Genomic DNA, 20,307 nt, shown 5'->3' on the forward strand with positions numbered 1-20,307 from the left:
CACGGCGATTACTTCCCGGGTAAGGAGGTCACTTCCGGCGGTCGCGCAGTGAGCTCGCGAGCTGAGCCGGATCCGTGGTCAGCCAGTCGTAGCTGATCCCGTTCCAGAAGGAGCACCGGTGCCGCGCCGCGTACGCCTCGGAATCGACGGCCTTGCCGCGGCCGCCGGGCAGCAGGGACATGAGCGTGGTGCCGCGGTACGGGGGCCACGCCGCCTGCCCGTCCGTCGCGGGGTCGGCGTCGCGTACGAACGCGCCCCAGTAGCGCAGCATCGTCCGCGACAGCCGCCGCTGCTCCGGTGTCAGTGGCTTCGCGGCCATGCCGGGCCACAGGTAGGGGAGCTCGGCGGCGTGGGCCGCGCCCGGTGCGAAGCCCGGGGGAGTGGGGCCGCGCGAGGGCGCTGGCTCGCGGTCGCCGAATTCGTAGAAGTACGTCCTGGGCTGCCGGTACGCGAAACGCTCCGCGAGGCGCTGGTATTGGCACCCGCCCATCCCGTAGAACACGCTGCTGTCGGTCCACACCGCGCCGAGGGCGTACGCCGCGCTGTACGGGCCGCCGTCGGCGCCGTACGGATAGCGGGCGAGCACCCCGTCGGCGTGGGGGCCGAACTGCCGCCTGATCACGCGCTCGTACCGCTCCCGGGGCGCGTTCGCGAACGGCAGTGCCCACTTGCGTGTCTCGTCGCGGTTGGTGCCGATGAGGACGGGGACGTCGGCGAACCTTCCGGTGCGCACCGCGACGCCCGGTGCGACCGGCAGTTCCGGGACGCCGGACACGGGCAGGGGACCGTTCAGGATGCCACCGAAGTCGTGCCCGGCGGCCAGCACCTCGTCCGGTCGCTTGGCCCGCAGACAGGACGCGGCGGTCGCGGAGTCACGGCAGCCCGCGGCGGTGGCGTAGCTCGTGCCCCGCGCCCTGGCCTGCGCGGCCGTGAGACTCGGGCACCCGCCGCTCTGGATGATGGCGCGGTCGAACAGGCCGCGGGCCGGGGGCGAGGCCATGAGGGCGCACACGGACTGGCCACCGGCAGACTCGCCCGAGAGCGTCACGCGGCCGGGATCCCCGCCGAACGCGGCGATGTTCCGCTGGGTCCAGCGCAGCGCCGCCTGCTGGTCGAGCAGACCGTAGTTGCCCGCACCCCGCTCGCTCAGCCCGGGCAGGTCGAGGAAGCCGAACACGCCGAGCCGATAGTTGATCGTGACGACCACGATGTTGTTGGTCCGCGCGAGCAGCGAACCGTCGTAGAGGTCGCCCGAACCGCTCATGAAGCCCCCGCCGTGGATCCAGAACAGCACCGGCAGCGGATGGTCCGTGCGCCGTTCGGGGGCGTAGACGTTGAGGTACAGGCAGTCCTCACTCGTGCCCGGGCCGCCGCCCGCCGTTTGCTCACAGCGCGCACCGGGACGGTCCGCCGACCGGACACCTGGCCATGCGGCCGCGGGCGCGGGCGGGCGCCAGCGCAGGCCGCCGACCGGTGGCGCGGCGTACGGGATGCCGAGGAACCGGCCGACCCCGTCCGCCGCGGCGCCCTCGACCACGCCCTTGTCGGTGGCCACCGTCAAGGGCCGCGAGACCGTGGGCGCGGCCGAGGGGACGGTCATCACCGCGGCCAGGCCCACGACGGCCGCGAGTACACGTCGGATCATGGCTCGCCCTGGACCTCCCGTAAGGCAGGAGTCCATCGAATCATGCGCCGGACCGGCGCTTCGAACCGCTCCGTCCCCGCCCGGGCCCGGGCCCGGCCCGGACCGGCCCGGCTGTCAAGGGGGAAGCCGGGGGCACTCGCCGCGACGGCCGCACCGGCCGCTCCGCCGTCTCCGCCTACCCCGAACTCGCCGACACCCCCGCCGGGCAGCGCCTGCCCGAGTGCGTACCTCTTCGACGTCCAGTCCATCGGCGGTTCCGATGTCACCGGGCTGCCCCTGCGGCGCCGCAAGGTTCTGCTGCGCTCCCTGCTCACCTGGCGCGATCCGCTGCGCCTGATCCCGCACCGCCCACCGGCGCCGGGACGCACTGGGCGCGTCCCCAACTGGTCGCCGAGGTCGCGTTCACCGAATGGACCCTCGACGGACGCCTGGCCTGCTCGTAGGCGATCGTCGTCTCCAGGACGGAGGAGACGCCGGGCAGCAGCCAGTTGACCGCCTTCTGCTGCTGCGCCTCGATGTAGCGGGTCCGCGCCAGCTGCCGCTTGACCTCCGGATCGGGGCAGTGCCGGGCGAACGGGTGGCTGAAGAGGATCGCCTCGACCTCGATCCCGTTCATGGTGATGACGCGGCACCCCGGTACCGGATACCCGCGGATCACCCGTACGCGCTGCCTTATGAGAGGTGCGGCGAGCCCTGGTGAGACTACACAGGTGCCTGACCTCTCCGAAAAGGCAGGCGCGTGCGCGCTCTGCCCCCGACAGACAAGGCGATTGCATGGCGACGGCGATCGAATCCGGGGCCCCGGCGCCCGTTTCGAGACGCACGGTGGGCACCGTGCTGGTCACCTGGATGACTACAACGGATCATAAGAAGATTGGACATCTCTATCTGATTTCCTCGTTCATCTTCTTTCTGTTCGGGGGGTTGCTCGCCCTTGTCATGCGGGCCGAACTGGCCCGCCCCGGGATTCAGATCCTCTCCAACGAGCAATACAATCAGGCTTTCACCATGCACGGCACGGTCATGCTGCTGCTGTTCGCCACGCCGACGTTCGCCGGTTTCGCCAACGCGGTCATGCCCCTGCAGATCGGGTCCCCGGACGTCGCCTTTCCCCGCCTCAACATGCTGTCCTTCTGGCTGTTTCTCTTCGGCGGGCTGATGGTGGTCAGCAGCATGCTGCTCATTCCCGCGGGGACCGCCGACTTCGGCTGGACCGCCTACGCCCCCCTCAACAGCGCGGAACGGACACCGACCGTCGGCGCCGACCTCTGGATCATGGGGCTGGCGCTGGCGGGGTTCGGCACGATCCTCGGCGCGGTCAACTTCATCACCACGATCCTGTGCATGAGGGCCCCCGGCATGACCATGTTCCGCCTGCCCATCTTCACCTGGAACATCCTGTTCACCTCGGTGCTCGTGCTGTTCGCGTTCCCCATCCTGGCCGCGGCGCTCCTCGTCCTGGAGGCGGACCGGCGGTTCGGCTCGGTGGTGTTCGAGGCGGCGAACGGGGGACCCCTTCTGTGGCAGCACCTGTTCTGGTTCTTCGGGCACCCCGAGGTCTACATCATCGCTCTGCCCTTCTTCGGCATCGTCACCGAAATCATCCCGGTGTTCTCCCGTAAGCCGATCTTCGGATATGCCGGGCTCGTCGGCGCGACCATCGCCATCACCGCTCTGTCCATCACGGTGTGGGCACATCACATGTTCGCCACCGGGGCCGTACTGCTGCCGTTCTTCTCCCTCATGACCTTCCTGATCGCCGTGCCGACCGGCGTCAAGTTCTTCAACTGGGTCGGAACCATGTGGAGAGGTTCCCTCAGCTTCGAAACCCCGATGCTGTGGTCCGTCGGATTCCTGGTCACCTTCCTCTTCGGCGGCTTGACGGGAATCATCCTCGCCTCCCCGCCCATGGACTTCCACGTCACCGACAGCTACTTCGTGGTGGCGCATTTCCATTACGTCGTCTTCGGCACCGTTGTCTTCGCCACCTTCGCGGGCTTCTACTACTGGTGGCCGAAAATGACCGGCACCATGCTGGACGAACCTCTGGGAAAGATCCACTTCTGGACCCTCTTCATCGGTTTCCACACCACATTCCTCGTCCAGCACTGGCTGGGGGCGGAAGGCATGCCCCGCCGCTACGCCGACTACCTGGCCGCGGACGGCTTCGCCGCGCTGAACACCGTCTCCACCATCGGCGCCTTCCTGCTCGGGCTCTCGACGCTGCCCTTCCTCTTCAACGTCTGGAAGACCGCCAACTTCGGGCAGCGCGTGACGGTGGACGACCCCTGGGGCTACGGCCGGTCCCTGGAGTGGGCCACCTCCTGCCCGCCCCCGCGCCACAACTTCTCCACGCTGCCGAGGATCCGGTCCGATTCGCCCGCGTTCGACTTGCACCACCCCGCGATCGCCGTGCTCGATCAGGCCCGGCACACGGATCAGCGTGACATCGTCGAACCGGAGGAAGGCGCCGCCCCTCCGGGCGGCCAGGGTGAGAGGCCATGAGCCCGGAGACGGACCACGACCGGGAGGTGGCCGCGGGGCTGGTCGAGATCGAGGGCCTGCTACTGGCCGCCCACCACCGGCGCAGGGCCCGCGAGGAAGGCGAGGCGTTCGCCCGCCGCATGCCCTGGCTCACTCCTCCGCAGCACAGGGAAGTCGCGCGTCTCTACACCGACCGGCACATGGCGCTCGCCAAGGAGATACTGCGCACCGTCATCAGCCGCAGCGAGGAACTCAAGGCCGAATACACCCACCGCTACCGCTCGCTGAAGAAGCGGCTGCTGACCGTCACCGTGACATCGGTGGTCGCGGCGGCGGTGCTGTTGGTGGCGCTCCAGCGGCAAGGACTGGCCCCCTGAGCGCGACGCGCTCTCGTGTCGTGACACCTGGTGGCGCATCGCGGCGGTATTGATAGTCCTGTGCTCACGACCGGAACCGAGGAGGCGCCACGGCGATGTCTTCGTCGCTGAGTGACCGGGGCGCCAGGGGGCGGCGGATGCTGGCCGGGCTGCTGGCCGAAAGCCACTTGATGCCGCTGGAGATGCTGCCCGCCAGGACCCGCGAATACGCGGCGCTCGCCGGTCTCACGGAGGTGGTGATCTATCTGCGCGATCTGCAGGGCCACGTGCTGCGCAGGCTCTCCGGCGCGGGGCTCACCACGCCGCCCGCGGCGCCGGAGGCGCCGGATGAGCTGGTGATCGAAGGGACCGTGGCAGGGCGGGCGTACCAGCTGGGACAGATCACCGCCGACGACATGCCGCACGCCGCCCTCAGGCGCTGGGTGCCGCTGCTGGACGGCACCGAGCGGGTCGGGGTGATGCGGGTGACCGTCGACACCGACGACGCGCGAACCTCGGAGGACATGGAGGCGCTGGCCGCGCTGCTGGCCCTGCTGATCGTCCGTAAGGCGGACACCAGCGACACCTACGCGCGCCTGACACGGACCAGGGCGATGGGGATCACCGCCGAGATGCAGTGGAACCTGATGCCGGAGCGCACGTTCGTGGACGGCAGGGTGGCGATCTCCGGCGTCCTGGAACCCGCCTACCAGGCGAGCGGGGATGCCTATGAGTACGCCACCGACGGGCCGTTGGTACATCTGGCGATCTTCGACGCCATGGGGCACGACACCACCGCCGGACTGGCCGTGGCCCTGGCGATGGGCGCCTGCCGCAACGCACGCCGGCAGGGGGCCGGGCTGGTGGAGATCGGGCGGGCCGTGGACGACGCGCTGCTCGGCCAGTCCCCGCAGGCCCGTTACGTCACCGGCGTCCTCTGCTGCCTGGACACCCGCAGCGGCGCTCTGTCCTGGATCAACCGCGGACACCCACCGCCGATCGTCATCCGCCGGGAGGCAGGCGGTTCGGCCTGCCTGGACTGTCCGCCCGCGCCGCCCATGGGTATCGGCCTGGGACCCGAGGCCACCGTGTGCCACGAGCGGCTGGAGCCCGGGGACCGCATCGTCCTGTACACCGACGGCATCACCGAGGCGCGCCGGCCCGGTGAACGGGAATTCGGGGTCGACCGCTTCACCGATCTGCTCACCCGCCACCACGCGGCGGGCCTGCCGGTACCCGAGACCCTGCGCAGGGTGATCCACACCGTCCTGGACCACCACGGCGGGGAACTGGAGGACGACGCCACGATCCTTTTCTGCGAATGGATCAGCCCCACCCCCACGCCCAGTGGAGAGGCCGCCAGACTGGCCGGGATCCCGCAGCGTCCCGATTAGCGTGACGGCCGCCGGGTACCTGCCCGGCCTGGAACGCGGTGGCCCGGGCGGGCACGGCCCACGCGTCGGAAGGAGAAATCATGCCGACGACCGATGGCCTCGAGGAATATCGGCGCAAGCGGGCCCTGTCGCCCGGCCGTACGGCGGTGACTTCGGGACCGACCTCCTGCACGACGCCCATCGGTTCGTGGCCCAGGATGTCGCCCGCCTCGAGGAAGGGGCTTCTCGATCACTGGATCGGGAACGGTGTCCACCCGCACGCCCGCCTTGCCATGCCATGCCATGTCAGGGCTTTCATCACGTCTCCTTGCCCGATGATTCGTCAGCGCAACGCGAGAGTTGAGCCCGCGTTTCCTTCGCGCTCCGGCCGAGGGCCGATGCGAAGACGGACACACGAAGGGGGGAACTTCCGTCTCGGCGTGACACCGGCGACCGCGGCGGGAAACGCACAGTGACGGATGATCCGCTCACCATGTGAAGGACGGAGACGGCTGATGGCGACCACTGCTGACGGGGCCTTGACCGAGGGGAAGGCGGCCCGCGGACTGCAACTGCCGGGGATCGTCCTGGGGGTCGGGCTCGGAGGGTTCGTCGACGGAATCCTGCTGCACCAGCTCCTCCAGTGGCACCACATGCTCAGCGGCACCGACCACGACCACATCGGGGTGAAGTACTACAGCCCGCACTCCGTCTCCGGTCTGCGGATGAACACGGTCTGGGACGGCGTCTTCCACACCGTGTGCTGGCTCGCCGTCCTGACGGGGCTCGCGGTCCTGTACTCCCGCGTCACCCATCATCGCCGCCGGGTGTGGGCCTCCCGGGTGCTGTGGGGGTGGATCCTGGTGGGCTGGGGGCTGTTCAACCTGGTCGAAGGCGTGCTGGACCACCATCTTCTCGGCATCCACCATGTGCACGGCGGACCGCGGCAGCTGTGGTGGGACATCGGCTTCCTCGTGCTGGGGGCTCTGCTGGCCGTCGGCGGCTACGGGCTCCAGCGGAGCGGGCGCCCCTTCGACCCCGAAGCCGGGGACGCCCGGCGGAGCGGACGGGCCGGCTGATGGGCGGCGGCCACCCGCACACCGGCCACGGTGCGGGCAGCGGCGCCCTGGCGGCCGCGCTGCCCGCCATCGTCATGCTCCTGTGCGTCTGCGGCTATCTTCGGCTGGCCCATCGGGCCAGGCTCCGCAACCCGGCGCGGGGCTGGAGCCGGTGGCGGTCGGCCTCCTTCGCGACCGGGGCTGCCCTGCCGGCCGTGGCGCTGCTGCCGCCCCTGGCTCCGTTCGCACACGCCGACTTCCGCGGCCACATGGCCCAGCACATGCTCATCGGCATGTACGCTCCGCTCGCCCTCGTCCTCGGCGCCCCCGTCACCCTGCTCCTGCGGAACCTGCCCGCCACCCACGGCCGACGGCTGACCACGGCCCTGCACAGCCGCCCCGCCCGGATCCTGACCCACCCGGCCACCGCGCTGCTGCTGGCCTCCGGAAGCCTGGTGGCGCTCTACTTCACCCCGCTCTACCGCGCCACCACGACCTGGCCGCCCGGACACTGGCTGCTGCACGCCCACTTCCTGCTGTCCGGCTGCCTCTTCGCCCACGTCATCGCCGGTCCCGACCCGGCCGCCAGACGGCCCGGTGTGCGGGCCCGCCTGGTGTGGCTCGGCTGCGCCATCGCCCTCCACGCCGGGGTGTCGCAGCTGATGTACGGCGGGTTCGGGATCGACATCCCCGCTCCCGCCGCCGAGGTCCAGGGGGCGGCGGAAATCATGTACTACGGCGGTGACATCGCCGAGCTGCTGCTCGCCGGCGCACTCGTCGCCACCTGGCGCCCCGCCCGCCACACGGTCCCGGCCACGGCCGCGTCCGCCGGGTGCTGAGGGACACCGAAGGGGCCAACCGGGCCGTGTTTTGTGCTCACTGCCCCGGGCACCCGCGTGCCCCCGGTGGTGACTTCGGCACCGGCCGCGTCGTCGCCCTGCTCTACGCACGTGAGGGCGCGGACGTCGCCATCGTCTACCCGCCCTACGAACAGCCCGATGCCGAGGGAACGCAGCGCGTCGTGGATGAGCGGGGCCGGGGTGTCCGCGCCAACGTCGTCGCGCCCGGCCCCACCTGGTCCGTCCTCAGCATCGCCGACGCCCACATGCCACGCGAAGGTCTCGCGCAGCTCGGCAGCGAAGCCCCCTGGGCTGTTCCGCCCAGCCGGAGGAAATCGCACCGGCCTATGTGTACTTGGCCTCCGACGCGGATTCGAGCTACACGGTCGGCGAGGTGATCGCGGTGACCGGCGGAGTCGTGGACACGCGCTGAAGACGGCCCATTCCGAATGTGTTTGGGGGTGTGGGGGGCGGGGCAGGCGCTGGTTGTGCTTCGGACTGGAGGCACGCCCAAGGGAGCAGTTCGGCTGCTCGGGGTGTGCTGTGTCCGGCACCCCCGGCAGGTGGATTTCTCCCATGGTGCTACCGACCACAGGATGAGGGAGACCGCGCCATGACTGCCGAACGCGCACGCAGCAAGCACTCGCACGACGACGCTCCCGACACCACTGCCGAGTTCGAGCGCATCGCCACTCTGCCCGATGGTCCCGAAAAGGAGGCGCTGCGGCAAGAGGTCGTACGCGCCTGGATGCCGATGGCGGAGCGGCTGGCGAGGCAGTTCCGTAACCGCGGTGAGTCGGCGGAGGATCTGCGCCAGGTCGCCATGCTCGGCTTGGTCAAGGCCGTCAAGCGCTACGAGCCGGACCGCGGCAGCGCCTTCGCGAGCTTCGCCGTGCCGACCGTTGTCGGGGAGATCAAGCGCCACTTCCGGGACCACATGTGGGGCGTGCACGTGCCGCGCCGGGTCCAGGAGTTGCGCAACCGGGTGCGGGCGGCCGTGCAGGACCTCACGCGCACCCCCGACGACCGTTCCCCGAGCGTGGCCGACATCGCCCGGCACACCGGGATGAGCGAAGAGGACGTCCTGCTGGGGATGGAGGCGATGGAAAGCTTCTCCGCGCTGTCCCTGGACGCCGAACTGCCGGGCGCCGACGACGGATACTCCCTGGCCGACACCCTCGGCGCGCCGGAGCCTTCTTACGACCGTGTCATTCAGCGCGAGGCCCTGAAGCCCAAGCTGCGTGCCCTGCCCGAGCGGGAGCGCCGGATCCTGTACCTGCGTTTCTTCCGTGAGGAGACCCAGGGCCGGATCGCCGAGCAGCTCGGCATCTCCCAGATGCACGTCTCCCGGCTGATCAGCCGGACCTGCGCCAAGCTGCACGACCAGATCGAGGCAAAGGCGGCGTGACGTTCACTCACCGGCACTCATCGAGGGCCGCCCCTCATCGAGGGAGAAGTCACGCGGCGGCGGACGCGACCCCGGGGGCCGTCCTGTCCGGCGAGGGACTGATGGGCGCGGGAGGCGGAGACGCCGCGCAGCTTCGCGCGCTGGGCGTCGGTCCTTGACACGAGCCGGGGGATCCACGGCCGCAGCCGGTCCACGCCGAGCGTGCTGGAGGGGCAGGTCCCGGGCTTCGGCTTCGGGCCGCCGGTGAGACGGGCCAGCCGGCCGAAGGTCTTGGAGGTCGCGACGCAGGAGGCGGGGGCCGGGAGTTCGCGCAGTTCGGCCGTTGCCTCGCTGATCACGGAGCGTACGTAGGCGCGCAACTCCTTGACCTCCCGCTTCTTCACCGGGGTGGTCTCCGGGAGGTGATGGCGGGTGAGCCGTCCCGCTCCCAGGGGGACGGAGATGGCGGCGTCGGGCTCGGCGCGGCCGCCGGAGGCGATCTCCATGGAGCCGCCGCCGATGTCGAAGAGCAGCATCCGGTCGGCGGACCAGCCGTACCAGCCGCGGGCCGCCAGGAAGGTCAGCCGCGCCTCCTCGAGGCCGCTCATGAAGCCGACGTGGATTGCGGTGGCGGCCTCGATCTCGGCGAGGACGGCCTCCTGGTTGGTCGCGTCCCGTACGGCGGACGTGGCGTGGGCGACCAGGTCGTCGACGTGGTGGGCGCCCGCGACCGCCCCGGCCTCGGTCACGGCGCCGACGACACGGCGTATCGCGGCCTGGTCGATCCCCCCTGCCGGTCGGTGGCCTCGGCGAGACGCACCGACCGCTTCAGGCCCGCCACATGCTCGGGCGGGCTGTCCGGGACGAGATCGGCTATCTGGAGGTGGACGGAACGGGAACCGATATCGAGCACTCCTAGTCGCATCCCCGAGTTCCCAAGGGGCCCGGCTCCAGTCCGGGCGATCGGGGTTTCGTCCCGCCGGCCCCGCCGGGCCCCGCCGGCCGGATCACCGGGCGCACAGGGGTTAGAGGTACGGCGCCGAGGGGGACTCGGGCCGTGGAATACACCTGGCCTTGGAGCGGCCGCTTGTCGGGTGCTCCGGCCGCAACAGGGCGCCTTATGTGAGAAGGCGTGGAAAGAAGGGCAGTGACATGCCTGCGGGTTCCAATTTCAAGCGTGAACGGCAGTACGAGCACATCAAGGAAGGCGCGGAGAAGCGCGGCACGTCCACGGGGCGCGCCAAGGAAATCGCCTCCCGCACCGTGAACAAGGAGCGCGCCCGCTCGGGAGAGGCCAAGTCGGCCGGCAAGACCTCGACGCGGGACCGGAAGTCCGCGTCCCAGCGCGGCGGCGAGCGCTCGCACAGCGGCTCCGGGGGCCCAACCCGTGACCAGCTGTACAACCAGGCGAAGCAGCGCGGGATCGAGGGTCGCTCGCATATGAACAAGGAGCAGTTGGCCAAGGCCCTCGGGCGGTGAGGAAGGGGCGTGCCGCCGGTGGCGCCGAGGCCACCGCACACGCCGATTCTCCCCGTGGTCGGCGCGCATCGCGCATACCTTTCGCCGGACAGGGAATTCGAAAATTCTCTGGACTGCGGAGGAGACATGACGATGGCAAGCCCGGAACTCACGTCGTCGGCGCATGACCATTCATGCCCGTCCTGCACGAGCGCGCCGTCCTCCGAAGAGTGCGAGCGGCCGGAGACCGACCGCGAACGCCTCAACCGGAAATGGAACGAGATTCTCCAGGAGACGCGGGTCGCACAGACCGGGGTGCAGATTCTCTTCGGATTCCTGCTTTCCCTCGCCTTCACTCCGGCGTTCCGGGACCTGGAACTCTTCGACCGCGTCCTTTATGTGGTGACCGTGGCGGCAGGGGCCTCCTCGGTCGCCGCTTTGATAGCTCCGGTGTCCATCCACCGGTTTCTGTCCGGGCTGCGGATGAAGGACGAGGTCGTCGAAGCCGCCGGGCGGTTCATGGCGTGCGGGATGGTGCTGCTGGCGCTCACGATCGCGTGCACTCTGCTGCTCATCCTCAACGTCGTCACCGACAGTGTGGTCGGCGAATTGGTCGTCGGGATTGTCATGCTCTGGTTCACCGTCTGCTGGTACGTCATTCCCCTGCGGCTCCGGCGCAAGTCCCGGCGGCGCGGCGACTGAGGTCCGGACACTGTGAGGAAGGCCACCGGCGGCGGGGTCTCCTTCCGTGGGGTTCGTCTGTGAGCAGGGACGGTCACTGAGCCGTAGCAGTGTCGCCGTGGTCGGCCGAGCCCCGCCGGGGCTCGCATTCCGTTCGCCTCCTCACCCTCGGCATGCCCCGTGAGCTCTTCCTCGCCTTCGCCACCCGCGCCTCGATCTCCCGAGCGTTCCCCCTGGCGGTGCAGGGCGGCTCCCGGGCTGCTCCTCGGGCTGGTCGGGGGAGCGGCGGCGGACGCCTGGCCCCGCAAGGATCACCGCGGCCGTCAGCCAGGTGGCGCTGGCGGTCATCGCCTTCAAGTCACGACACACATCAACCAACGATCAGATGATCCCAGGAAACGGCCTAGGCGGACCCGTCCTCGCGGGCGGCCGGGAGCGCGCACACCGCGATGCCCCGCTCCAGCAGACTGCCCAGCACCAGCCGGTGGCCGTGCTCGCACACGCTCGTGGCCATCCGGTACGGGGACCAGCGGCGCAGCAGATGGCGGGCGACACTCCCGTCGGGGCGGATCGCCAGCACGCGCAGGGTGGCCCGGGGCCGGGGGCGGAGCCTCTTGGCGGTGGCCGCCGCCGCCCTTCTGACGGCGGGAGGGGCGCGGTGAGCCGCGTCCACGGCGGGCTCCCGCGGCCCGGCCAGGGCGACCCAGAACACCCCGTCGGTGCCCCGGGAGAGGTTGTCGGGGTAGCCCGGCAGGTCCCGTACGAGGATGTCGTGCCCGCCCTGGCGCGGACCGGTCAGCCAGTGGCGGCTGATCCGGCGGGCGCCGCTCTCCGCCACGGCGACGAACGACTCGTCAGGGGCCAGCGCGACGCCGTTGGCGAACCGCAGCCCGTCCCGCAGGACCTCCGGCTCGCCACCCGGCCGCAGCCGCAGGAGCAGCCCGGTGCCGGTGTCCTCCAGGATGTCGCTCAGCCAGTCCTCCAGGGGGTGGCGGCGGCTGGAGACGGTGAAGTAGAGGGTGCCGTCCGCCGCCATGGCGACGTTGCTGCAGAACCGCAGCGGGGCGCCGGCCACCTCGTCGGCGAGGACGCGCACCGTTCCGCCGCGCGGGTCGACGCGCAGCAGACCGCGCCGGGCGTCGCACACCAGCAGTTCGCCGTCGGGGGAGGGGACCAGGCCCAGCGGCCTGCCGCCGGTCTCGGCGATCACCTCGGCGCGGGCGAGCCCTGTCGTGTCCGACAGGGTCAGCCGCCAGATCGCCCCGTCCGCGGTCCCGGTGAGGATCCGGCCCCGGTCGTCGAGGGCCACGTGCTCGGGCCCTCGCGCGTCACGGGCGACGATCTGCGGGCGGGGCAGTGGCTCGACCGTGGCGCCCGCCACGGCCGCCGGGGCGCGGTGTCGTCGTGGCATGGGCTCACGCCGTCCTGCGGGCCCTGGCCGCCTTGACACACCGTGTCATCTCCTCGGCGTAGGGCAGGGCGACGAAGGCGCCGACGGCCGCACCGACCGCCACCAGATAACGGGCGGGCAGCGGGTTCTCCTTCGGCAGCAGCTTCCAGTCCTCCGCCGTGTCACCCCCGCGCAGGGTGGCGCGCACCTGCTTCCAGTGCAGACACGAGGTGAAGGCCAGCGCCGACAGCGGCAGGACCTCCAGGAAGCTGTGGATGTGCTGCTCCACCGGACGCACCTCGCGCTCGCCGGTGGCCAGGCTGACGTCCCACAGGGCCGTCGCGCCGTGGGCCACGGCCGCGCCGCCCATGACCGACAGCACGAGCGGATTGACCCGGGCGAGCAGGGCCATCGCCACCGGGATGCCCGCCTCCGTCATCATGAGCGCGTGCAGCGCCGACTCGCGTGTGCCGGACGTCTCCTCGATCCGGGTCCGGCGGTGCATGGCCCAGTCCGCCACGGCCGGTACGAACCACAGCGGCAGTACCCCGTACATCAGAAAGCGCCGGTTGGCGTCCTCGACATCCATGGGCTCCCGCGGCACCCGCAGATCGCGTGGCCGACGCCAGCGACGCCATGCGCGGGCCACCGGACTGTGGGAGAGAGCCATGCCGCCTCCAGCCTTCAGGGGAAGATCGGGCCGCCCGAGTGCCCTGCCAGTGTCCGCGACAAACCGTCACCCGGCCGGTACGCCGCGCCCACCCGCGGTCACTCCGGCCCGCTGAAACAGCCGTGACAGATGAGGTGACTGGGAGTCAAGTGGTAGATATATGCCAAGTTTGTTGGCCCGAAGGGGTACATCAGCCCTTCATCCGTGCCACACTGAATGTGGCTGGCCCTCACCGCATCCCCCGTCGGTGAGGGCCATTCCCTTTCCATCCCCTTTCCCGCCCCTTCCGGTCAGCCCTGGGCGGCGCGCAGCGCCGCCAGGTGGGCCGTGCGGACCTCGGGGGTCTGGCCCTGGACGACCAGGAACAGGCCCTCCCGGGCGAGGCGCTGGGCCGGGTGGGACAGGCCGAAGGCCCGGCCGCCGCCCGCGGCGATGGCGGCCGTGGTGGCGGCGCGCATCAGGTCGTACGCCCGAGTCTTGGCGGCGAGCCGGTCGTCCAGCCGTTCGGCGGGCGGCACCTCGTCGACCAGGGCGTAGGCGTCGCGGCGCACCCCGTCCAGGTGCTCGCGCAGGACGCCCGCCGTGTCCTTCGCCTCGGCGTCGCCGGACGCGTCGAGGAGGTCGAGCGCGGCGCGGGCCACGCCGAAGACGGCGGGGTTGGTGTTGGTGTTCTTCGGCCGGTCCTCCGTCGCCCAGCGCTCGTGCGGCAGGCGCACCGCCACCGCCTCGTCGGGCACCACCAGCCCGTCGAGCAGCAGTCCGACCGTCCGCGAACCGGTGAGCGCGGCGAGCTGGAGCGGGCCGGTGGCGGTCAGCCCCGGCTGCTCGTGGGCGCCGACGACGCCGAAGACCACCTCGCCGTCCTCGGTGCCGCCGCCCAGCAGGAACAGGTCGTTCAGCCCCCAGCCGGTGTACCAGGGCACGAGCCCGTCGAAGCGCCAGCCGTCCGCCACCCGGGTGGCCCGCACGGGCAGCTTCGGGTGGGCGCGCAGATGCGAGAAGGCGATTCCCGCCAGCAGCGTGCCGTCGCTCAGCGGGCGCAGCCAGCGCTCGCGCGCCGCTTCCTCGCCCGTGGTCAGGGTCCGCACCGGCGTGTGGTGCTGGGCCTGGACGAAGAACGTCGAACAGCAGGCGCCCGCCAGGATCTCGGCGATCTCCCGGCCGACGGCCGCCGGGGCCTCCGCGCCGCCGTACGCCGCCGACGCGTTGACCCCCAGCACCCCCGACGCCTTGACGGCCTCGATGGCCTCGGGGGTGACGCCGTCCCGGTCGTGCGCCTCGGCGGCGGGGGAGAGGACGTCGTCGGCCAGCCGGCGGGCCGCTGCGACGAGGGGGTGGTCGGGCGTGGCGGTCATGCGGAGCGCTCCTCTGCGGTGGTGCGGGCTGCGCCTCGACGGGGCTCGCCCAGGGTGAGCATCAGTCGGTCGGCCCGGGCGAACACGGCGACGACGTGGACGAGGTCCAGGATCTCGGTGTCGTCCAGGCCCGCCTCCGTCCGCAGCGCCGTGAGGCCGAGCGGCTGGTCGGGCTCGCGGGTGAGGCGTACCGCGAAGTCGGCCACGGCCGCGCCGCGCTATGCGGGCGGGAGGCATGGTGGTCCAGGGGAGGCGCGAAGGAGGAACGAGCGGGGCGGGAAGGTGCCGCTCAACATCCCGTGGTGGTGGACCTGCGGAGATCGAGATACCGGCGCTTGGTGAGAAGCGGAGTTCGCACGGCCGCCCCCTCGGATCCTTGTGCGATACAGATGACCTTGAAACTATGCGGGGGGCTCATCCGCTGTCAAAGGAAAGGTAAATCACGCCGATGAAGACCGGCCCGGTACCCTGCCGCGTCGTCGTGTGCCGGGACTGCTGCTGCGGCAGCGCCAAGCTGCCCCGCGTCGATCACGCGGCGCAGACCGAGCGGCTGCGCGAGGTGGCGCCGGTACGGATCTCCGAGTGCCTCGACGCCTGCGACCACGCCAACGTCATCGTCGTACAGCCCTCCACCGAGGGCCGCGCCGCCGGTGCGCGGCCGGTCTGGCTGGGGCTGGTCAACGACCCGGACGCGACCGAGGACATCGCCGCGTGGGTCCGGGCCGGCGGGCCCGGCGTCGCGCCGCGGCCCGAGATCCTGGACCTGTACGCCGTCACTCCACGGGCGCGGAGCGAGGCTTCCCGGTAGACCGGCGTCCGGGCTCAGGACACCGGCGCGGTTGACCCCCGGATCACCACGCGGCAGGCCAGGGTCTCGACCCCCGTACGCGGTGCCCCGGCGATCGCGCCGAACAGGGCGTGCGCCGCCGCGCGGCCGACCTGCTCCAGGCTCATGTCGACGCTGGTCAGCGGGGGCCGCGAGGCGGAGGTCAGGACCTGCCAGTTGTCGAAGCCCATGACCGCCACGTCCTCCGGCACCCGGTGGCCGCGCTCGCGCAGGATGTCCAGGGCGCCGCGGGCGATCTGATCGCTGCCGCACAGGACGGCGTCCACCGTCCTGTGCCGGTCGAGCAGCATCGTGGTGGCCGCCCGGCCCCAGCCCTCGGACCACTCCCCGTACCGCGGTTCGCCGACGAGCGCGAGACCGGCGCCGGCGAGCGCGGCCCGGGCCCCCTCGGCCCGGTCCCGTGCCGCGCGATGGCCGGCGTCTCCGGTGATGTGCGCGATCCGGGTACGCCCGCAGGCGAGCAGATGGCCGACCGCGATCCGGCCCGCGTCGACGTTGTCGGGGACGATGGACAGATCCTCCGGATCGTCCGACGGGGCGTACGCGTAGACGACGGGGACGGGCAGTTCACGGCCCAGGGACGGGCGGGGGTCGGTCCGGCTGCCCACCACGATGAGGCCGTCGACCCGGCGGTCGAGCAGCGCGCGGACATGGTGCCGCTCGCGGATCGTGTCGCCGCGGGCGTCGCAGAGGAACACCGCGACCTCGCCCGCGCCGAAGGCGTCCTCGGCGCCCATGAGGATCGGGATGCCGAAGCGGCCCTCCAGGTCGCTGGTGAGCAGGCCGACGGTGCCCGTCCGCCCGGCGAGCAGGCCGCGGGCCAGCTGATTGGGCCGGAACGACAGCCGCTCGGCCGCCTCGATCACCCGCTGTCTGGTCTCCGCGCGCACCTGGCTGCGGCCGTTGAGGGCCTTGGACGCGGTGGCGAGGGACACCCCGGCCAGCCGGGCGACGTCGCCGAGGGTGGCGGGCCGCGAACGAGAGGGGCCGTGGGCCGAGGGCATGGGCGTTCTCCTGGTTGTTTCGGTCAGAGTGTACTCAGGGTGTTTCCGTGGTTTCGCTCGTTCGCCAAGTGCGGCCGCTCTCAAGGGGATTGACGGGCCATGGGTCGCGTCCTACGTTCACTGAAAGCCTTTTCGGTCTGTTTCCGCCGCAGGTCATGCGCCACCCCGTCCATCGCCCGTCATCCGGATCGACGATCGGAGTCCGAGCATGTCCCAGCCCCCCTCCCGCCGCCGCGCGCTGCGGCTCGCGGCCGGAGCCGCGGCCGCCGCCCCGCTCGCGCACGCCCTGCCCCAGGCGTACGCCGCCGGGGCCGGTGCCCCCGCGGCGGCGCCCGGGCCGTCGTCCGCCCCCGCCACCTGGCCGGTGCGCCCCTTCCCGCTGGACCGGGTGACCCTCGGCGACGGTGTCTTCCGCCGCAAGCGCGACCTGATGCTCGACTACGCCCGGTCCTACCCGGCCGACCGCATCCTGGCCGTCTTCCGGGCCAACGCGGGGCTCGACACCCGTGGCGCCCTGCCGCCCGGCGGTTGGGAGACCTCCGACGGCAATCTGCGCGGCCACTTCGGCGGCCACTTCCTCACCCTCATCGCCCAGGCGTGCGCGGACACGGGGGAGGCCGCGCTCAAGTCCAAGCTCGACTATCTGGTCGCCGCGCTCGGCGAGTGCCGGCAGGCCCTGGCCGAGCACGGCTCGCCGAGACCCAGCCATCCCGGCTATCTGGCGGCGTACCCGGAGACCCAGTTCATCCTGCTGGAGAGCTACACCACGTACCCCACCATCTGGGCGCCGTACTACACCTGCCACAAGATCATGCGCGGTCTGCTCGACGCGCACACCCTGGTAGGGAACGAGCAGGCCCTGCAGATCGCCTCGGGGATGGGCGACTGGGTGCACAGCCGGCTCGGCCACCTGCCGAAGGCCCAGCTGGAGCGGATGTGGTCCATCTACATCGCGGGCGAGTACGGCGGGATGAACGAGGTGATGGCGGACCTGTACGCCCTCACCGGCCGCCCGGAACACCTCGCCGCCGCCCGCTGCTTCGACAACGCCGCGCTGCTGAGCGCCTGCGCCGAGGACCGCGACACCCTGGAGGGCAAGCACGCCAACCAGCACATCCCGCAGTTCACCGGCTATCTGCGGCTGTTCGACCACACAGGGGAGACCGGGTACGCCGCCGCGGCCCGCAACTTCTGGGGCATGGTCGCGGGCCCCCGGATGTACAGCCTGGGCGGCACGGGACAGGGCGAGATGTTCCGGGCGCGGAACGCCATCGCGGCCACCCTGGACGACAAGAACGCCGAGACCTGCGCGACGTACAACATGCTCAAGCTGAGCCGGCAGTTGTTCTTCCGCACGCCGGACGCCGCGTACATGGACTACTACGAGCGCGGCCTGACCAACCACATCCTGGCCTCCCGCCGGGACGCCCCGAGCACGGACAGCCCGGAGGTCACCTATTTCGTCGGGATGGGCCCGGGGGTGCGGCGCGAGTACGACAACACCGGCACCTGCTGCGGTGGCACGGGCATGGAGAACCACACCAAGTACCAGGACTCGGTGTACTTCCGCTCCGCCGACGGCACCGCGCTGTACGTCAACCTCTCCCTCGCCTCGACGCTGCGGTGGCCGGAGCGGGGCTTCGTCATCGAGCAGACGAGCGACTACCCGGACGAGGGCGTCCGCACCCTGACGTTCCGCGAGGGCCGGGGGCGGCTCGACCTGAAACTCCGGGTTCCGGCCTGGGCCACCGGGGGCTTCACCGTCACCGTCAACGGGGTGCGACAGCGCGGTAAGGCGGTGCCCGGCAGCTACCTCACGCTGAGCCGGGAGTGGCGGCGCGGCGACCGGGTCCGGATCTCCGCTCCCTACCGCCTGCGCGTCGAGCGGGCCCTGGACGACCCCGCCGTCCAGTCGCTGTTCTACGGGCCGGTCCTGCTGGTCGCCCGCAGCCAGGAGACGGAATTCCGCTCGTTCTCCTTCTACCGGGACTTCACGCTGCGCGGCGATCTCGCCGACGCGATCGAACCCGGCGACCGGCCCCTGCACTTCACCACGCACGGCCTGACCCTCGCCCCGTTCCACCTCGCCGACGACGCCCCGTACCACGCGTACTTCCGGCGCGCCGAGCCCGTCGTCGTGTTCGGCGCGACCGACTCCGGCGTGCCGAACCGCGCCCGCGGCGACGGTCTCACCTTCCTCGACGTGCTCTGGGGGAAGGCCCCGTTCGCGTCCTCCGGCCGCTTCGTCCGGGCGGTGCGGGCCCTCGCCGGCGCATGGCTGTCGGAGGGGCTGTTCAGCCGCGCCGAGCGGGACGAGGTCGTCGCGGCCGCCGTCGGAGTCGATCTCAGGGGCGGCCAATAGGTCCGATGACATGAGGCGGTGGGCGTCGAAAGTTTCGGAATAGGGCGCACTCTCTCGACAGGCAGATCGGAATGCGTATCAATTCATCCGATCACCCAACTCGTGAGAGGGAAACGCCCCATCATGCAGAGACCTGGCTTACCCATCCGTGCCCTCGGTGTCCTCGCCGCGACCGCCGCCGCCCTCGGGGTCGTCGTGGCCACCGGAACCGAGTCCAACGCCGCCCAGCTCACGGCGCGGTCCGCCGCCGCGCCCGGCACGCCGCCCGCCCCGCGCTCCGCCGTCGTCACCTGGGGCTCCAGCGCCTACCCGGCCGGGACCGCCACCCAGGACCTGACCTACCGGTTCGTCATCCACACCAGCGTCGGCGGCCGGGACCTGCGCATCCGGCTCTCCAACGCCTACGGCGACCAGCCGGTGACCTTCGGGCACGCCTACGCGGGCGTACGCGGTTCCGGGGCGGCGGTCGTGCCCGGCAGCAACCGGCGGCTGACCTTCCGCGGCGCCTCGTCGGTGACCGTACCGGCGGGCGGCGTCGTGTACAGCGATCCGCTGCCGGGCGGCGTCCGGCCCCAGTCGGACCTCGCGATCAGCCTCTACGTACGCAGCGCGGGCACCCTCGCGACCGGCCACAAGGGGGCCCGCGCCACCCAGTACGTCGCACCGGCCGGAGACCACGCCGCGGAGGAGGGCGCCGACGCGTACACGGAAGCGATCACCTCCTGGTACTACCTGGACGCGGCCGTCGTGCGGCCACGGCCGGGCACCGGCGCCGTCGTCGCCTTCGGCGACTCGATCACCGACGGCTCCGCCTCCTCCCAGGACACCAACCGCCGCTGGCCGGACTTCCTCGCCCGCCGACTGCTCGCCGACCCCCGCTCACGGCTCAAGGGCGTCGCCAACGAGGGCATCTCCGGCAACAAGGTCCTCGCCGACGGCTCCGCCGAAAGCGCGCTGAAGCGGCTCGACCGGGATGTGCTCTCCCAGGCCGGAGTACGCACGACGATCCTCTTCGAGGGCATCAACGACATCAAGTCCACGCCCGGCCCCACCGCCGACGAACTGATCGCCGGATACCGGCAGATCATCGCCAGGTCCCACGCGCGCGGCGTCTGCGTGGTCGGCGCGACCGTCATGCCGTACGAGGGCTGGCGGGAGTACGAGGCCGTTGACGAGACGGTTCGTCAACAGGTCAACACCTTCATCCGCACCAGCGGCGAGTTCGACGCGGTCGTGGACTTCGACAAGGCCGTCCGGGACCCCGCGGCGCCCTCCCGGATACTCCCCGCCTACGACGGCGGCGACCACCTCCACCCCAATGACGACGGCATGCGGGTGATGGGCGACGCCATCTCCCTGCGCGCCCTCCGCTGCTCCCGCTGACCCCCGTCTTCCCCA

General features: G+C 71.4%; 20 protein-coding genes and 2 pseudogenes. 12 read left to right on the plus strand and 10 right to left on the minus strand.

Translation table 11 applies throughout. The features are described from left to right. Positions 1-28 precede the first annotated feature (28 nt). Both ACFZCY_RS19550 and ACFZCY_RS19555 read right to left on the minus strand, forming a co-directional pair. Positions 29-1,645 (minus strand): carboxylesterase family protein, encoded by a 1,617-nt coding sequence (locus ACFZCY_RS19550; protein ID WP_391173824.1) that lies wholly within the window; start codon positions 1,643-1,645, stop codon positions 29-31. 433 nt (positions 1,646-2,078) lie between these two features. Then, a pseudogene (locus ACFZCY_RS19555) lies at positions 2,079-2,288 on the minus strand (hypothetical protein); the annotation flags it as partial. Between the two features lie 131 nt (positions 2,289-2,419). Between ACFZCY_RS19555 and ctaD the strand changes: the two are divergent. The 3 genes from ctaD to ACFZCY_RS19570 all read left to right on the plus strand — a co-directional run bounded on the left by ctaD (position 2,420) and on the right by ACFZCY_RS19570 (position 5,879). Then, on the plus strand, positions 2,420-4,150 hold the full coding sequence (gene ctaD, locus ACFZCY_RS19560) for a cytochrome c oxidase subunit I (RefSeq protein ID WP_391173821.1): 1,731 nt from the start codon (positions 2,420-2,422) through the stop codon (positions 4,148-4,150). Next, complete coding sequence (locus ACFZCY_RS19565) at positions 4,147-4,506, plus strand: hypothetical protein (protein ID WP_391173818.1); 360 nt, start codon at positions 4,147-4,149, stop codon at positions 4,504-4,506. Before ctaD ends, ACFZCY_RS19565 begins: the two co-directional genes overlap by 4 nt. 95 nt (positions 4,507-4,601) lie before the next feature. Continuing rightward, complete coding sequence (locus ACFZCY_RS19570) at positions 4,602-5,879, plus strand: SpoIIE family protein phosphatase (protein WP_391173815.1); 1,278 nt, start codon at positions 4,602-4,604, stop codon at positions 5,877-5,879. Between the two features lie 124 nt (positions 5,880-6,003). Here ACFZCY_RS19570 and ACFZCY_RS19575 read toward each other — a convergent pair. Then, positions 6,004-6,163: pseudogene (locus tag ACFZCY_RS19575) on the minus strand (alcohol dehydrogenase catalytic domain-containing protein); the annotation flags it as partial. Positions 6,164-6,373: 210 nt separating this feature from the next. Here ACFZCY_RS19575 and ACFZCY_RS19580 point away from each other — a divergent pair. The 4 genes from ACFZCY_RS19580 (at position 6,374) to ACFZCY_RS19595 (ending at position 9,163) form a co-directional block, all read left to right on the plus strand. Next, positions 6,374-6,937: a DUF2243 domain-containing protein gene (locus tag ACFZCY_RS19580; protein WP_391173813.1), complete on the plus strand. Its 564-nt coding sequence runs from the start codon at positions 6,374-6,376 to the stop codon at positions 6,935-6,937. Continuing rightward, positions 6,937-7,755 carry a cytochrome c oxidase assembly protein gene (locus ACFZCY_RS19585; RefSeq protein ID WP_391173810.1) on the plus strand — a complete coding sequence of 273 codons (819 nt, stop codon included), beginning with the start codon at positions 6,937-6,939 and terminating at the stop codon, positions 7,753-7,755. The genes ACFZCY_RS19580 and ACFZCY_RS19585 overlap by 1 nt, the downstream gene beginning before the upstream one ends. 307 nt (positions 7,756-8,062) lie before the next feature. Further along, positions 8,063-8,188: a hypothetical protein gene (locus ACFZCY_RS19590; RefSeq protein ID WP_391174443.1), complete on the plus strand. Its 126-nt coding sequence runs from the start codon at positions 8,063-8,065 to the stop codon at positions 8,186-8,188. Positions 8,189-8,368: 180 nt separating this feature from the next. Next, positions 8,369-9,163, plus strand: a complete 795-nt coding sequence (locus tag ACFZCY_RS19595) for a SigB/SigF/SigG family RNA polymerase sigma factor (RefSeq protein WP_391173807.1) — start codon at positions 8,369-8,371, stop codon at positions 9,161-9,163. A 17-nt stretch (positions 9,164-9,180) separates the two neighbouring features. Here the strand turns inward: ACFZCY_RS19595 and ACFZCY_RS19600 are convergent, their stop codons facing one another. Together ACFZCY_RS19600 and ACFZCY_RS19605 are read right to left on the minus strand one after the other, a co-directional pair. After that, positions 9,181-9,891: a Ppx/GppA phosphatase family protein gene (locus tag ACFZCY_RS19600; RefSeq protein WP_391173803.1), complete on the minus strand. Its 711-nt coding sequence runs from the start codon at positions 9,889-9,891 to the stop codon at positions 9,181-9,183. Beyond that, positions 9,888-10,055 carry a hypothetical protein gene (locus ACFZCY_RS19605; protein ID WP_391173800.1) on the minus strand — a complete coding sequence of 56 codons (168 nt, stop codon included), beginning with the start codon at positions 10,053-10,055 and terminating at the stop codon, positions 9,888-9,890. The genes ACFZCY_RS19600 and ACFZCY_RS19605 overlap by 4 nt, the downstream gene beginning before the upstream one ends. Before the next feature lie 239 nt (positions 10,056-10,294). Between ACFZCY_RS19605 and ACFZCY_RS19610 the strand changes: the two genes are divergently transcribed. Further along, positions 10,295-10,621 (plus strand): plasmid stabilization protein, encoded by a 327-nt coding sequence (locus tag ACFZCY_RS19610; protein ID WP_391173797.1) that lies wholly within the window; start codon positions 10,295-10,297, stop codon positions 10,619-10,621. Between the two features lie 126 nt (positions 10,622-10,747). Beyond that, entirely contained in the window at positions 10,748-11,302 is a 555-nt protein-coding gene (locus ACFZCY_RS19615) for a DUF6328 family protein (RefSeq protein ID WP_391174394.1), read from the plus strand. A gap of 382 nt (positions 11,303-11,684) precedes the next feature. On the opposite strand, the gene ACFZCY_RS19620 is transcribed toward ACFZCY_RS19615, so the two are convergent. From ACFZCY_RS19620 to ACFZCY_RS19635, 4 genes are all read right to left on the minus strand, one after another. Then, on the minus strand, positions 11,685-12,692 hold the full coding sequence (locus tag ACFZCY_RS19620; protein ID WP_391173794.1) for an SMP-30/gluconolactonase/LRE family protein: 1,008 nt from the start codon (positions 12,690-12,692) through the stop codon (positions 11,685-11,687). A 4-nt stretch (positions 12,693-12,696) separates the two neighbouring features. Further along, a complete protein-coding gene (locus ACFZCY_RS19625; RefSeq protein ID WP_391173792.1) occupies positions 12,697-13,341 on the minus strand; it encodes a diguanylate cyclase in 645 nt (214 codons plus the stop codon). Positions 13,342-13,631: 290 nt separating this feature from the next. After that, positions 13,632-14,696 (minus strand): acyl-CoA dehydrogenase family protein, encoded by a 1,065-nt coding sequence (locus ACFZCY_RS19630; protein WP_391173788.1) that lies wholly within the window; start codon positions 14,694-14,696, stop codon positions 13,632-13,634. Next, the gene (locus ACFZCY_RS19635) at positions 14,693-14,902 is read right to left on the minus strand and encodes a hypothetical protein (protein ID WP_391173786.1); all 210 of its coding nucleotides are present in this window, start codon (positions 14,900-14,902) and stop codon (positions 14,693-14,695) included. The genes ACFZCY_RS19630 and ACFZCY_RS19635 overlap by 4 nt, the downstream gene beginning before the upstream one ends. Before the next feature lie 242 nt (positions 14,903-15,144). On the opposite strand from ACFZCY_RS19635, the gene ACFZCY_RS19640 reads away from it, so the two are divergent. After that, positions 15,145-15,504, plus strand: coding sequence for a (2Fe-2S) ferredoxin domain-containing protein (locus ACFZCY_RS19640; RefSeq protein WP_391173783.1), 360 nt, complete (start codon positions 15,145-15,147; stop codon positions 15,502-15,504). Between the two features lie 14 nt (positions 15,505-15,518). On the opposite strand, the gene ACFZCY_RS19645 is transcribed toward ACFZCY_RS19640, so the two are convergent. Continuing rightward, positions 15,519-16,547 (minus strand): substrate-binding domain-containing protein, encoded by a 1,029-nt coding sequence (locus ACFZCY_RS19645; RefSeq protein WP_391173780.1) that lies wholly within the window; start codon positions 16,545-16,547, stop codon positions 15,519-15,521. Between the two features lie 208 nt (positions 16,548-16,755). Between ACFZCY_RS19645 and ACFZCY_RS19650 the strand changes: the two genes are divergently transcribed. Together ACFZCY_RS19650 and ACFZCY_RS19655 are read left to right on the plus strand one after the other, a co-directional pair. Further along, positions 16,756-18,909 (plus strand): beta-L-arabinofuranosidase domain-containing protein, encoded by a 2,154-nt coding sequence (locus tag ACFZCY_RS19650; protein WP_391173778.1) that lies wholly within the window; start codon positions 16,756-16,758, stop codon positions 18,907-18,909. A gap of 123 nt (positions 18,910-19,032) precedes the next feature. After that, entirely contained in the window at positions 19,033-20,292 is a 1,260-nt protein-coding gene (locus ACFZCY_RS19655; RefSeq protein WP_391173775.1) for a GDSL-type esterase/lipase family protein, read from the plus strand. The last annotated feature ends 15 nt before the right edge of the window (positions 20,293-20,307 follow it).

The organism is Streptomyces sp. NPDC007983, from assembly GCF_042958345.1.
Classification (GTDB): domain Bacteria; phylum Actinomycetota; class Actinomycetes; order Streptomycetales; family Streptomycetaceae; genus Streptomyces.